This window comes from Actinoallomurus iriomotensis (assembly GCF_030269445.1).
GTDB classification, from domain to species: domain Bacteria; phylum Actinomycetota; class Actinomycetes; order Streptosporangiales; family Streptosporangiaceae; genus Actinoallomurus; species Actinoallomurus iriomotensis.
This window is the reverse complement of record NZ_BSTJ01000013.1, coordinates 151,529-165,068: the sequence shown is the minus strand read 5'-3', so window position 1 is coordinate 165,068 and position 13,540 is coordinate 151,529. Positions and strand designations below refer to the sequence as shown.

The 13,540-nt window shown below is 66.6% G+C and carries 14 protein-coding genes and 2 pseudogenes; 3 read left to right on the top strand and 13 right to left on the bottom strand.

Annotated features, from left to right (window positions below; genetic code table 11):
- Positions 1-359: 359 nt before the first annotated feature.
- From QSK37_RS41495 to QSK37_RS41465, 7 genes and pseudogenes are all read right to left on the bottom strand, one after another.
- A complete protein-coding gene (locus tag QSK37_RS41495) occupies positions 360-497 on the bottom strand; it encodes a hypothetical protein (RefSeq protein WP_285632514.1) in 138 nt (45 codons plus the stop codon).
- The gene (locus QSK37_RS41490) at positions 490-1,008 is read right to left on the bottom strand and encodes an RNA polymerase sigma factor (RefSeq protein ID WP_285632511.1); all 519 of its coding nucleotides are present in this window, start codon (positions 1,006-1,008) and stop codon (positions 490-492) included. The genes QSK37_RS41495 and QSK37_RS41490 overlap by 8 nt, the downstream gene beginning before the upstream one ends.
- A 192-nt stretch (positions 1,009-1,200) precedes the next feature.
- Entirely contained in the window at positions 1,201-1,416 is a 216-nt protein-coding gene (locus QSK37_RS41485; RefSeq protein WP_285632508.1) for a hypothetical protein, read from the bottom strand.
- 375 nt (positions 1,417-1,791) lie between these two features.
- A pseudogene (locus QSK37_RS41480) lies at positions 1,792-2,212 on the bottom strand (transposase); the annotation flags it as partial.
- A gap of 195 nt (positions 2,213-2,407) precedes the next feature.
- A pseudogene (locus QSK37_RS41475) lies at positions 2,408-2,912 on the bottom strand (transposase family protein); the annotation flags it as partial.
- A gap of 134 nt (positions 2,913-3,046) precedes the next feature.
- Positions 3,047-3,667, bottom strand: coding sequence for a hypothetical protein (locus QSK37_RS41470; RefSeq protein WP_285632505.1), 621 nt, complete (start codon positions 3,665-3,667; stop codon positions 3,047-3,049).
- A 7-nt stretch (positions 3,668-3,674) separates the two neighbouring features.
- Complete coding sequence (locus tag QSK37_RS41465) at positions 3,675-4,085, bottom strand: hypothetical protein (RefSeq protein WP_285632502.1); 411 nt, start codon at positions 4,083-4,085, stop codon at positions 3,675-3,677.
- A 3-nt stretch (positions 4,086-4,088) separates the two neighbouring features.
- Between QSK37_RS41465 and QSK37_RS41460 the strand changes: the two genes are divergently transcribed.
- Positions 4,089-4,298 carry a phospholipase D-like domain-containing protein gene (locus QSK37_RS41460; protein ID WP_285632499.1) on the top strand — a complete coding sequence of 70 codons (210 nt, stop codon included), beginning with the start codon at positions 4,089-4,091 and terminating at the stop codon, positions 4,296-4,298.
- Between the two features lie 555 nt (positions 4,299-4,853).
- Here QSK37_RS41460 and rocD read toward each other — a convergent pair.
- Positions 4,854-6,113, bottom strand: coding sequence for an ornithine--oxo-acid transaminase (gene rocD, locus QSK37_RS41455; protein WP_285632496.1), 1,260 nt, complete (start codon positions 6,111-6,113; stop codon positions 4,854-4,856).
- 140 nt (positions 6,114-6,253) lie between these two features.
- Between rocD and pruA the strand changes: the two genes are divergently transcribed.
- Together pruA and QSK37_RS41445 are read left to right on the top strand one after the other, a co-directional pair.
- Positions 6,254-7,882, top strand: coding sequence for an L-glutamate gamma-semialdehyde dehydrogenase (gene pruA / locus QSK37_RS41450; RefSeq protein ID WP_285632493.1), 1,629 nt, complete (start codon positions 6,254-6,256; stop codon positions 7,880-7,882).
- A 71-nt stretch (positions 7,883-7,953) separates the two neighbouring features.
- A complete protein-coding gene (locus tag QSK37_RS41445; RefSeq protein ID WP_285632490.1) occupies positions 7,954-8,811 on the top strand; it encodes a MurR/RpiR family transcriptional regulator in 858 nt (285 codons plus the stop codon).
- 13 nt (positions 8,812-8,824) lie between these two features.
- On the opposite strand, the gene QSK37_RS41440 is transcribed toward QSK37_RS41445, so the two are convergent.
- From QSK37_RS41440 to QSK37_RS41420, 5 genes are read right to left on the bottom strand one after another with little or no spacing between them, the layout of a single operon-like run.
- Positions 8,825-9,910 (bottom strand): branched-chain amino acid ABC transporter permease, encoded by a 1,086-nt coding sequence (locus QSK37_RS41440; RefSeq protein ID WP_285632487.1) that lies wholly within the window; start codon positions 9,908-9,910, stop codon positions 8,825-8,827.
- Positions 9,907-10,782: a branched-chain amino acid ABC transporter permease gene (locus QSK37_RS41435; protein WP_285632485.1), complete on the bottom strand. Its 876-nt coding sequence runs from the start codon at positions 10,780-10,782 to the stop codon at positions 9,907-9,909. Before QSK37_RS41435 ends, QSK37_RS41440 begins: the two co-directional genes overlap by 4 nt.
- A complete protein-coding gene (locus QSK37_RS41430) occupies positions 10,772-11,515 on the bottom strand; it encodes an ABC transporter ATP-binding protein (RefSeq protein ID WP_285632482.1) in 744 nt (247 codons plus the stop codon). The genes QSK37_RS41435 and QSK37_RS41430 overlap by 11 nt, the downstream gene beginning before the upstream one ends.
- A 1-nt stretch (position 11,516) precedes the next feature.
- Positions 11,517-12,260 (bottom strand): ABC transporter ATP-binding protein, encoded by a 744-nt coding sequence (locus QSK37_RS41425; protein ID WP_285632480.1) that lies wholly within the window; start codon positions 12,258-12,260, stop codon positions 11,517-11,519.
- A gap of 1 nt (position 12,261) precedes the next feature.
- Complete coding sequence (locus QSK37_RS41420; RefSeq protein WP_285632477.1) at positions 12,262-13,512, bottom strand: ABC transporter substrate-binding protein; 1,251 nt, start codon at positions 13,510-13,512, stop codon at positions 12,262-12,264.
- Positions 13,513-13,540: the final 28 nt, after the last annotated feature.

Below are 13,540 nucleotides of genomic sequence, written 5' to 3'. Positions count from 1 at the left end.
CGCCTCAGTGGATCAAGAGAAAACCTCGGTTGACCAGCGGAAACGTTGATCGCCGGGGTTTCGTGCGTGTGCAGCCGTATGCCGTCCGAGGCGACTCGTTGTCGGCGTCCACGTACTATGCGCGTATTCGAGGGTGGGGCGTCTTCGCAGGTCAGCGTTCAAAGCGTCAAGGCGCCGACGCTGCGCGCCGCCGCGGCCCACCGCAGTAACGAACTCGCCGCAGCACCTCCACAGGCCCCGACCAACAGGGCTTTTCGATTCGCTCCTCACACCCTGACCTCTTGGGGCGTATCTCTTCCCGACACCCGCCCAATGCGAATGATCCCGGGATCATAGATCCCGGGACCATGGACATCGGTTCAGGGGGCCTCTTCAGCCTCGCGGTAGAGGTCACGGAGGCGCTGTTCAATGTCGATTCCCGCGGTCAGAGTGGCCAGTGCGGACTCGGCGGTCTGATCGAGGAGTCGGTCGAGTACGAAGTCGGTCTCCTTATCCATCGCCGTCCTCCTTCCTGGTCGGCTCGTGGTTGCGCTGAGCGATGGTCTGCGCGAGCTTGCGCCGCGCGTGCCGCAGCTGAGACCGGACCGTGGCGGCCGTCCGGCCGGTGAGTTCGGCGATCTCGCTGGGCCCGTAGCCGTCGATCGCCCACGCCATGATCTCGCGCTGGTCGGTCGGCAGCCCGGCCAGCATGTTCATGACGTACTGGACGTCCCCGTCGAAGGCCAGCTCCTTCGTCTCCTGGATCCAGCTACGCTGGACCGCCTCATGCTCCCGCTTGGCGTTCTTGCGGCCGCGCAGGTAGATCCGCGTGGCGGCGGTGCGCGTGTAGGCGGCCGGCGCGGTGACGTCGTCCCAGTGGCGGAAGACATCGAGCATGGCCTGCTGCGCCACGTCCTCGGCCTCCGGCAAGGACGCGCCAAGGCGCACCGTGAAGCGGATCAGGCGAGGAAGGTCGAAGCGGAAGTAGTCATCGAAATTTTCGGGGGTGAGGTCGCTCTGGGCGTACAAGGGGCCTGCTCCTTTGTGTGGTGTCGGCGTAGTGCCTGACCGCGGGATGGCAACATGGCGTGGCCCTTCTCCTGTGGTGGGTGGTTCAGAGGCGCCGCCATGCTGCGGTGGCCCCCCTTTTGCTCTATCAGTGTCGTATGGAGCTCCGAACGTGCAGTCCCTTCTCCAGATATTTTCGGGAAGGGTTCGAAGTCAGCGGATCCAGCGCCACATGAGGACGACCCCAAACGCGATCGCTCCCGTGATCACGGTGATCAAGACCGAACGGGAGGCAGCGTAGGCAGCGGGGACGCCCACGAGCATCGCGTTCACGACGGCCATCAGTCCCGGCGTGCTCACGTGCTCATTCGACGACGGCACTGTTCCATCTCGCTGCTGCACTGAGGGCTGAGGGGTTTCCTGCTGCATCGCTCCTCCATCTGCACGCCTGTCCGGCATCGACAGGGAAGTGCGCAGACCGGGCGCGATGTGCAAACCCGATATCGATCACACGACGACGATCGTCATTCCAGCCTGCATATGACACGCCGGGCCCCACGGGGCGACTCGGAGCGAACCCTGCTCTCCCAGATAGCCCCACCCGCAGCAGGACGTCCGACGACGGCTCCGGCGCTGGCAGCCCTTCGTCCGGAATTGGATCCTCCGCGCGGAACGGACACGCTCGCGTCGCACGCGGACAGCTCAGCGGAGCCGTGTGCGACTCACAAGTTCCTGCCTCCCGCGGGGCCTCTGACCCGGGGATAGGGAAGGCCGGACATTTGAGTTGCGGTGATTACGGGGCTGGGGTGGAAGCTGCCATTCGGTCATCCCATCGATGACCTTGTCGGTGATGGTGGAGATGGTCTGCTTGGACACGCTCGCGCCATAGACCTCGGCCAGGTACGCGGAGATCTCCCCGTGCGTCAGGCCCTTGACAGACAGCGACAGCGACCATCTCATCCACCCCGGTCAGCCGACGCTGTCGCTTGCGGACGATCTGCGGCTCGAAGCTGCCGTCTCGATCGCGGGGCACGTCGATCTGGACCGGCCCGATGTCGGTGGTCACGGTCTTGGACCGGTGCCCGTTGCGGGAGTTGGCGCTGTCCTTACCGGCCGGATCGTGCTTGTCATAGCCGAGGTGGTCGGTGATCTCACCTTCCAGCGCCGACTCCAGCACCCGCTTGGTCAGTTGCTGCGGCAGACCGCCCTCACCGGACAGTTCCAAGCCCTCCGCGCGGGCCCTGGGCTACTAGCTGATCGACCAGATCAGTACCGGACTTCTCGGCGCCCTTGCTCTTGGCCGGCTTGCCGGACTCAGTCACTGCGGCGTCCGCCTTCACTTCAGTTGTCGTCATCGGGTGATCACGACGGTGGCCTCGGCCCCTTGGTATCCCTTGTCTGCCATGAGGACGCTGGCCTACTCCAGTTCGCGCAAGATGCCCCAGATCCGGGCGGCGGTCAGATCGTGGGTCTTGCCGGGCAGTGCTCCGGAGGTCCACAGGATGGTCCCGTCCGGGCTGGCGATGACCTGTACGTTTATGCCGTGCACGCGATGCTTGCCGGAGAAGTAGGGCCGGTCGGCCTTGACCCGGTCGGTGTGGATGAGTGTCCCGTCGAGGATCACGTGGGTCAGCCCGTCCCGCTTGGCCTTGCGTATCGCCTGGGTGAGTTTGGGCGAACGCGCCGACAGCAGCATCACGGTCTCTTCCACGTACCGCCAGGCCGTCGTGGCCGAGACCACAAATCCCGCGCTGATCTCGGAAACGTCTCGTCTTTACGCAGGTAGACCAGGACGAGCAGGCTTGTCGGCCGGGGTCGAGCAGCCGCCGTGGCGATCCGATTTTCTTGTGGTGCCGGCGGATCAGTCCCACGACGTAGTTCAGCGTTGAACGCGACAAATCGACGGCGGCACGGCAGAACAACACCGAAGCTCCTGGTTGTAATCGGTGTTGGTTGTGGTGATCAGCCCATCTACCGGCAGCTTCTCTGCGTCACGGCCCGAACCGGGCATCGCGATCACGCTGTGACCAGCAGCCCTCCGCCAGAGGATGAAACGGATTCAAGGAGGCAAAGGGATCTCAAAGCCAAGGACCTTGGAATACTGCTTAGCCCAGTATGCCGCCGATTTTCGAATCTCAAGTCGATTCCCATTCGGCAGAATGAGCACATCGCTCGACATTTTATTGACTATACAATCAATTAGGTCGTTAGCATTTATATCGCTCGCCAGGACAAGCGATTGAACCAACCTTGCGGGGTAGCTGGCGGCCGGCTGCCATGCATATGCTGCGCCGCGAACCACATCAGACTCCTCCGCAAGAAGCGACGCAAGATCGGCCCGATCGCGGACAAATTCGATCCCGTGACGCATTTCATCAAGGCAAAGCAGCAATGACTCACGTTCTCCCTTGAGTGGCCAGGAAAGTACGCCTTCACTTATGGCCCGAACCCTGACAGACATTCCTCCATAAGGCTTCAAAGCATCGAAGAATTTAGCGTCACCAACATTGACGCTCCAGGTCAAGAAACCTTCAGGCCCCTTGGAGATCCATGTTACATAAGATAGCTCACCCTGCGTCCATTTAACATCACCACGCCTTGATATCTCGGCGACTTCGGGAATGATGCCCGATTCCATCGCGCCTCCGAGAATCTCGGAGGCACTCATCGGCTTGGTCAACTCCGAATCACCACTTAAACCACCTGTAGGGACTCTTTGGCATAGCCGCCAGACGAAATGAGACTCCATCTGGAGTCTGAGTGTACGTCCAGAGCTCGCCGTAGTCGACGCCCATCTCGTTCATGTACCGTCGGAGCTGCCTTGTGCCAGCCTTGATACCGCTCCTCGTATCAGGCTTAAGCTCCACAGGAAAGCCGCCATCTGTAAATCCATCGGGAATACTATCCGGTGAGATCGCTCTCCCCGGAGCATATCCAAGAGAGTCGAGGTGCTCGCCCCACTCTGGCCCATTGTGTACAACCTGGCCCGCTTGGACGACGGTGTAAAAACGCAGCTCACCCAACCAGGCGGCGCAGGCGGAGCACCCGAACTCCGCAACTCCAATGCCCACTAAAACGACCCTGACGGCAACCGCCAATCCATGTACCTCCACTCCAAATACCTACTCATCGAAGGCAACTACTTCAACATCCCCGATGACAAGGTCGTCTTCACCGGAAGCCCCAACTACACCATCGACGGCCTTCGCTACAACGATGAAGCTCTCCTCAAGATCGAAAACCCTCAAGTCCACGACCAATACCGCCAAAACTTCACCGACGCCTGGAACGCAAGCGCGACACCCAATTAATCCAGTCAATATTTCGTCGGCACCAACTAAAACCGATCAGCTCCGATCGGCAATGGCCAACTTGACGCGCGGCGACATCGGACCGAACCGCATATCCACTACCACAAATGAGGTTCAGTGCGGCGTCCTACGGTTGCCATCGGCGCGATCTCGCTACTGCTCGGCGGTGCCTCCGGGCCCGACAGCCGCTCCGTCGCCGACGTCACCGCCCTGTCACCGGATGACGCCTGGGCCGTGGGCGGTCAGCTCCGCGCGAGCAGAGGCGTACCGTTCGCCGAGCACTGGGACGGCGCGTCCTGGACCGAGGTGCCGCTTCGGTGCGTAGGTGTTCTTCGGCTGGGCCTCGCTCGCCCTGGACGAGAAGGGCTGTGGCGAGGTCGATGCGGACGCCGGCCTCGGCGCGGGCGTAGGTGCCGACGACGGCCGCGAGGCCGGTATTCAGTTGTTCGAGCGCGTCTTCGGGAAGTGCCCGTTCCGACCCGCACGCGCGCCTGCGCTTCGTACTGGACCACCTGGGCCACCCGGAGCACACCGTCGGCTGATCGCTCTCGCCCGTCAGCGCCGTGACCTGTGGAGGCGAGTGACGACGACGTCTTCTAGGGCGCTGACGAGCAGGTCGACGTCAGCCTCGGTCGCCACGAGCGGGGGTGCGAAGCGCACGGTGGAGCCGTGGGTGTCCTTGGCCAGGATCCCGCGTTCCATCAGCTCCTCGCAGACCTCGCGGCCGGTCATGAGCGCGGGGTCGATGTCGACGCCGGCCCACAGGCCACGGACGCGAACCGCGAGCACCCCCTGTCCGACCAGCGCGCCGAGCCGGCTCGCGAGGCGTTCGCCGAGGACGCGGGCGCGTTCCTGAAACTCCCCGGTCTTCAGCATCTGGACGACCTCGTGGCCGATCGCGGCGGCCAGCGGGTTGCCACCGAAGGTCGATCCGTGCGTCCCGGGGCGCACCGTGCCGAGCACGTCGTCGTCCGCGGCGATGGCCGAGACCGGATAGAGCCCGCCGCCCAGCGCCTTGCCGAGGACGTAGATGTCGGGGACCACGTTCTCGTGGTCACAGGCGAAGGTGCGCCCGGTGCGTGCCAGGCCGGACTGGATCTCGTCGGCGACCATCAGGACGTTCCGCTCCGTACAGAGGACGCGCAGGTCGCGTAGGAAGCCTGGCGGGGGCAGTACAACACCGCCCTCGCCCTGTACGGGTTCGAACAGCACCGCCACGACGGTGTCGTCGAGGACGTCGGCGACGGCCCGTACGTCGCCGTACGGGACGGAGACGAATCCGGGGGTGAACGGCCCGTAGTCGTCGGTGGCGACCTCGTCGTCGGAGAAGCCGATGATCGTGGTGGTACGGCCGTGGAAGTTGCCGCGCATCGTCACGATGCGAGCCTTGCCGGGCTCGACACCCTTGACTAGGTAGCCCCACTTGCGGCTGACCTTGATCGCGGTCTCCACCGCCTCCGCACCGCTGTTCATCGGCAGCACCTGATCTTTGCCGGTGAGTTCGGCCAGGGCTTGCGCGAAGGGACCGAGCTGGTCGTTGTAGAAGGCCCGGCTGGTGAGGGTCAGGCGGTCGAGCTGCTCGCGGGCGCGCTCGATCAGCCGCGGCAGGCGGTGTCCGAAGTTCAGCGCCGAGTAGCCGGCGAGGCAGTCGAGGTAGCGGCGGCCCTCGACGTCGGTCACCCAGGCGCCGTCGCCCGACGCGAGCACGATCGGCAGCGGATGGTAGTTGTGCGCGGCGTGGCGTTCGGTCTGCTCGATGTGCGCGGCCGAGGCGGTGCCGGCCTGGGTCGTGCCGACAAGATCTGCCGTGCTCATGCCGTCCACTCCCGACGAGTCCGGTTCATGCCTAGCCCTCCGAATATGTACGAAACTAGAGATTCACTTTCTGATGGCCATGGCTATCATGTAATCTCCGTTTCACACAAGGATCGTTTCGCAACCCGAGAGGCCAGCCCATGGACGCCATCACCAACGTTCCCGCGCCGGCCAACGAACCGGTCCTCGGCTACGCGCCGGGCAGCCCGGAGCGCGGCCGACTAGAGGCGGCCCTGGCCGAGCTCGCCGCGGCACCGCGCGAGCTGACCCACGTCATCGACGGCGAGCGGGTGGCCGGCGCGGGCGCTCCGGTCGAGGTGCGACAGCCGCACGCACACGGCGAGGTCCTGGGCGTGCTGCGCAACGCCACGGCCGATGACGCACGTGCGGCAGCCCGCGCAGCGAAACGGGCGGCGCCGGCGTGGCGGGCCCTCCCGTTCGACGAGCGGGCGGCGATCCTCCTCAAGGCCGCGGAGCTGCTGTCCGGGCCGTGGCGGGCTCGTCTCGTGGCGGCCACGATGCTGGGCCAGTCGAAGACCAGCCACCAGGCCGAGATCGACGCCGCGTGCGAGCTGATCGACTTCTGGCGCTTCAACGTGCACTTCGCGCGGCGCGTCCTGACCGAGCAGCCGGTGGCGAACGACGCCGGCGTGTGGAACCGCACCGACTACCGGCCGCTGGAGGGGTTCGTCTACGCGATCACCCCGTTCAACTTCACCGCCATCGCCGGGAACCTGCCCACCGCGCCGGCCCTCATGGGCAACACCGTCGTGTGGAAGCCGTCCCCGACACAGCAGCTCGCCGCGAGCCTGACCATGGACCTGCTGACCGAGGCCGGCCTTCCGCCGGGCGTGATCAACATGGTCACCGGCGATGGTCTCGCGGTGTCCGAGGTCGCATTGGGCGACCCCGACCTGGCGGGCATCCACTTCACCGGCTCGACCGCGACGTTCCAGCACCTCTGGCGCGAGGTCGGCGCCAACATCGGCGGCTATCGCGGCTATCCGAGGCTGGTCGGCGAGACGGGCGGAAAGGACTTCGTCCTCGCCGCGCCCTCGGCCGAGCCCGCCTCCCTGATCACCGCGCTGGTCCGGGGCGCCTTCGAGTACCAGGGGCAGAAGTGCTCCGCGGCCTCGCGGGCCTACGTCGCGCGAAGCGTCTGGGACAAGATCAAGGACGAGCTGGTACGCCAGACCGGTGAGCTCTCCCAGGGCGACGTGCGGGACTTCGGCAACTTCATCGGCGCCGTAATCGACCGGCGTGCGTTCGACCGCCTCAAGGAGGTCATCGATGCGGTGCGCACGGACGCGCGGGTGACGGTCCTCGCTGGCGGGACCTACGACGACGGCGAGGGATACTTCGTCCGCCCCACCGTCCTCGAGATCGCCGACCCCGGCCACGAGGCGTTCGGCACCGAGTACTTCGGCCCCATCCTCGCGGTGCACGTCTACGAGGACGACGACTACGACGGCGTCTTCGAGCTGATCGACTCCGCCTCGCCGTACGCGCTGACGGGCTCGGTCATGGCCACCGACCGCAACGTGATCGCCGAGGCGTCCGAGCGCCTGCGGTTCGCCGCCGGCAATTTCTACGTCAACGACAAGCCGACCGGGGCGGTGGTGGGCCAGCAGCCCTTCGGCGGCGCGCGCGGGTCGGGCACGAACGACAAGGCCGGCTCCGCCGCCAACCTCCTGCGCTGGACCAGTCCCCGGTCGATCAAGGAGACGTTCGTGCCGGCGACGTCTTACGCGTATCCGCACATGTCCTGACGTCGTGCGCGGGTGCCGCGAATCATGTAACAAATATTTCAGGCAATGACAGATCTTGCTAACCTTGAAACATGGACATGGTCGCTGGCGAGTACGCGTCGGTTCGCAAGCTGCTGCTCACCACGATGGACGAGCTCAGCAACGGCGAGCGCAAGGTCGCGAGGGCGTTGCTGGCACAGTACCCCGCCGCCGGGCTCACCACGGTCTCCGATCTCGCCGCGAGCGCCGGCGTCAGCCCGCCGACGGTGGTCCGGTTCGTCACCCGCCTCGGCTTCGGCGGATTCCCGGCGTTCCAGCGGGCGCTGGTCCACGAGCTGAACGGCGAACTCGGTTCGCCCCTCAAGCAGTACGCGCAGAAGGCTCGCGGCTCCGGCAAGGGCATCCTGCCCGAGACCCACCAGGCCTTCGCCGCCATGCTCGAGACGAGCTACCAGGAGATCCCCGAGTCGGAGTTCACCACTCTGGTCAAGATGCTCTGCGACCCGGGCCGCGACATCCGGGTCGCGGGCGGCCGGTTCAGCGGGCTGGTCGCGGAGTACCTGGTGATCCACCTCTGGCTCCTGCGCGACGGCGTACAGCTCGTCGGCTCCGGCGAGATCGACCGGCGACGCACGATCGTCGAGGCGGGCGCCGACACAGTGTTCCTGATGTACGACTACCGCCGCTACAGCGAGGGCAGCCTGCGGCTGGCCCAGGAGATGGCCGACCGCGGGGCCACCGTGTGCCTCATGACCGACAACTGGCTGTCGCCGATCGCCAAGTCCGCCAAAGTGGTCCTGCCCGTACGCGTGGAGTCCGCGTCTCCGTTCGACTCGCTCGTCGCGGCCATGGCACTGACCGAGAGCATCGTGGCAGGCGTCGCCGAATCGCTCGGACCTGCCGGAAAGGAACGCCTCGAACTCGTCGAGGCGTCCATCGAACACGAGTGAGCGGCCCGCAGGCTCAGACCGGCGCTCGCACCTCGCCCTCCGCGCCGGCCGCGCCCTTCGCGGCCTCGGCGCGCTGACTCCTCCGGCGGCCCGGAAGCCGAAGCTCGCGGACGCCCATCAGGCCGAGCGGCGCCTTGATCAGCACGATCAGCAGGACGGCCGCCAGGAGCAGGTCGGCCAGGCCTGCCGGCAGCGCGCTCCCGCCGGTGAACTCGCCGTCCTGGAGGCGCCGCAGGAACTCCTGCAGGACGCTCACCGCCACCGCGCCCACCACCGCTCCGCTGAGCGAGAGGTAACCGCCGATCACGATCATCACGGTGAAGGCGAACGTGGCGCTGAGGAAGAACGCGTTGACGTTGAACGACATCAGGAACCCGGCGTACAGCGAACCGGAGACGCCGCACAGGAAGGCGCTGAGGATCCAGGCGACCGCCCGGTGCCGCCCCACGGCGACCCCGGACGCCACCGCCGCCCAGTAGTCCTCCCGCGACGCCTGCAACTGCAGCCCGCTGCGCGACTTCTTGTACGCCCAGGACACGATGACGGCCGCGACGACGAACGCGAACGCGAGCCACGTCGTCGTGTTCCGCGGGATGCCGATCATGCTGGATGAGCCGCGCGTCACGGCGGTCCAGCTGTTGAGCACGTTGTAGACGACCACCAGGAGGGCCAGCGTCGCGATCCCGGACTGCAGCCCGCTCAACCGCGCCACGACCGGTGCGGTGACCAGGCCGAGCACCAGGGCCGCGAGGCCGCTGAGGAGCACGGCCGGGATGAAGGGCGCGTGCACGTGCGCCAGGAAGCGCAGGCTGTGCGGCAGCTCGGCGAACAGCACTCCCTTGAGCGGCACGGGGATGGTCAGGTACGCGGTCGTGTAGGCGCCGATGGCCATGAACGCGACGTGCCCGAACGACATCACCCCGGAGTTCCCGGTGAACGTCGACTGCCCGATGACGAAGACCAGCGAGATTAGCGTGACCATCGCCACCCGGCCAACGGTGAGGCCCGCGGTGGCGCCGACGAGGGCGGTCAGCAGGCCGAGACAGACCAGCAGGATCGGGGTCTGCGCCGACCGCGACGACGAGGCGAACATCTTCATGACACACGCACCTTCGCTCCCGAGAGCAGGCCTTGCGGACGGACGATCAGCACGAGGATGACCGTGGTGAAGAGAAAGGAGTCGCGGAAGGCGATGAGGTTCGCCGGCAGGACCGTCTCCAGCAGTGTGGTCGCGGCCCCGAGGAGGAACCCGCCGAGGGCGGCGCCGCGCAGGTTGCTCATCCCGCCGACGACGGCCCCGACGACGCCGATGAGCATGGGCTGGAGCCCCATGTCGGCCGAGACCGAGCCCTGCCGCCACACCAGCACGATGGAGCTGATCGCGGCCAGCACGCCGACCACGACGAAGGCGCAGGGGATGACCAAGTTGGCGCGGACCCCCAGGCACTTGGCCATCTGGAAGTTCTCAGCCGCCGCCCGCAGCTGGATGCCGAGGCCGGTGCGGCCGAGCAGCAGCGCGACCGCGGCGAGCGCGCCGCCACACAGCGCGAGCGTCAGCAGCTCCCGTACGCTCACCGAGGCCCCGAGCAGGTCGAGATGACGGGTCAGGAAGCTTTTCGGCGAGACGCCCTGCGCGCGAGGGAGCACGGTCATGCGCGCCACACTCTGCACGGCCAGGCTGACGGCGAAGGAGGCGATCATCAGGGTCACCGGATCGGCGTCTCGCAGGCGGAAGAACGCCAGCCGCTCGCTGAGCAGGGCCACCACCACCGCGAAGACCAGCGCCATGGCGACCGCGACAGGCCACGGGCTGTGCTGGAAGAGGTACATCGCGAACGCCGCGGCCATGATGATCTCGCCGTACGCGAAGTTCATCAGGCCGAGGATGCCGAAGAGCAGCGCGACGCCGATGGTGAGCAGGGCGTACAGGGCGCCCAGCCCGACCATGGCCACCAGGAAGTCAACGGACATGGCTGTTTCCCCTGACGTCGGACGGAGAGAAACCGAGATAGTCCACGACGGCGGGCAGCTTCCCCAGCTCGGCGGCGGAGCCGCAGCCGAGCACGCGACCGGGTGCTTGCACGACGTACGTGCGGTCGGACACTTCCAGGGCGCGTACGGCGTTCTGTTCGACGAGGAGGATCGTCATGCCCTCCTCGCGCAGCCGCACGACCACGTCGAAGATCAGGTCCACGATGATGGGCGCCAGTCCCAGTGTGGGCTCGTCCAGGAGGAGCAGCCGGGGGCGGAGCAGGAGGGCGCGGGCGATGGCGAGTTGCTGCTGCTCGCCGCCCGACAGCAGACCGGCCGTCTTGCCCCAGTACTTCCTCAGGACGGGGAACCGCTCCAGCTCGCGCTCGATGTCGGCGGCGAGGGCCTTCTTGTCCCGGCGGGTCACCCCGCCGAGCCTCAGGTTCTCGCCCACGGTCAGCTTGGTGAAGATGCCCCGGTCTTCCGGCACGTACGAGATCCGCTGCCGGACTGTGGAGAACGACCGGGCGTCGGTGGGTGAGCCGTCGAACGTGATCGCTCCGGAGTGGAGGGGCACGACTCCCATCACGGCCTTGAGCAGGGTGCTCTTCCCCGCACCGTTCTGTCCGATCAGCGAGACGAGCTCGCCCTCTGCGACCTGTAGCGAGGCGCCCTGTACGGCCATGACGGACGGCCCGTACTGGATGTAGGCGTTGTCGATGTCCAGGAGCATGTCAATGCCGCTTCCCGAAGTAGATCTCGATCACGCGCGGGTCGCGACGAACGTCGGCCGGCGCTCCCTCGGCGACGGTCCGCCCGCTGTCCAGGACGTGCAGGTGGTCGCAGGTCTGCATCACGACCGCCATGTCGTGTTCGACGAGGAGGACGCCGCAGTCCCGGTCCTGGGCGAAACCCCGGATGGAGCGGATCAGCGAGACCGCCTCGGACTCGTTCTGTCCCGCCGCCGGTTCGTCGAGGAGCAGGAAGCGCGGCCGGCAGGCGAGCGCGCGTGCGATGGCCGTGATGCGGATGCGCCCGGCGGTGAGGCTCTCAGCGCGGCGGTCCGCGTCCGGCCGGAGTCCCAGCTCGTCGATGATCCCCGCGGCGAGCGCCCGGGCCCTCCTCCGGCCGAGCCCCGACCCCAGCGCCGCGGCCTCGACGTTCTCCAGGACGGTCAGGCGGGCGAACACCCGGCCGCTCTGGAAGGTCCGCACCACACCCAGGCGGACCCGCTTGCGCATCGACATCGAGGTCAGGTCGACGTCGTCCAGGCGGATGGTTCCGGCGGACGCCCTGAGCATCCCGCTGAGGAGGTTCAGCGTGGTCGTCTTGCCTGAGCCGTTGGGTCCGATGAGGCCGACGACCTGCCCGCTGCGGACCTCGATGGAGACGTCGTCGACGGCTTTTAGGCCGTCGAAGTGAACGCCCCCACCGGCCATCCGCAGCACGGACGGCCGGCGGGCGGTTGCGGTACCCATGTCAGCCCGCGCAGGAGTTGTTGTCGCCGAGCTTCGGCAGGGACTTGGCCCGCTGCTGCCCGACGTAGGTCATCTTGCCGCTGTCGACACCGACCACGGTGAGCGGCATGTCGATGATCTTGTGGCAGGTCTTGGAGAAGTACTTGACCTGTCCGACCGGCGTGGTCAGGGGCTGGGAGTCGACGAGAGCCGCGCGCACGTCGGGGCCGCTCAGCGACGATGCGTGGGCGAGCGCCTCGCTGATGGCGCTGACCATGTTGTAGCCGAGCAACGCGTAGCTCGACGACGGCTGGGCGCCGTACTTGCTCGTGTAGTCCTTCGCGAACTTGTCGAGCGTGGGGGACTTCTGGCCGGAGCAGTACGCGTAGCAGGCGAAGGCCGTGTAGTAGATGTCCTTGGCGGTGCTGCCGACGCTGTTCAGCAGCGACTTGCCGTCCAGGGCGGCCGGTCCGACGATCGGCGTCTGGATGCCCGCCTGGTGCAACTGCCGGATCGCGGTCGCGCCGCCCGGGTTCCAGCTCGCCACGTAGACGAAGTCCGGCTGTGGGCTGGCCCGCTTCAGGCGGAGGATCTGGCTACTGACGTCGACGTTGTCTCCGCCAGGGAAGGAGTCGGACCCGACGATGCTGCCGCCCAGGCTCTTGAACTGCGCCTCGAAGTACTTTCCGGCGGACTTGGTGTACTCAATGCTCTGGTCCTGCAGCAGGTAGGCCTTCTTCCACCCGCGCTGGGCCGCCCATGCGGCGCCGGTCGCGCCCTCGACGTCACTACCGGCGTTCGCGGAGAACACGTAGTCGCCCAGGGTGGTGGTGTTCGCCATCTTCGGGTCGCCAGCGCAGATGGAGATCGCGGGGATCTTCGCGCTCTGCGCCGCCGTGGCCCCCGGAGCGCTCAGATCGAAGTCACAGGGCAGCACCAGGAGGTTGACGCCCTTGGCGATCAGGTCGGTCACCGCAGTTCCGACCGTGTTCGGGTCCGAGCGCACGTCCTCGGAGATGGTCTTGATCTTCTTTCCGTTGACGCCGCCGGCGGCGTTGATCTCGTCGACGCGGAGCATCGCGGCCTTGCCCGGCTCGACGTCGAAGGGCGCCATGTTGCCGCTCTGGGAGAGCGCGAACCCGATGACGACCTCCTTCTTCGACTCCGAGCCGGAGGCCCCCGAGGAACACCCCGCGACCAGGGCCGCGGAGAGGACGGCCGCCGCCGCGACAGCGACTCTGCGTCCTGTTTTCGAGCGCGCTGAACTGAACATGTGTCCTACCTAAAGTGAAATGAGTCGT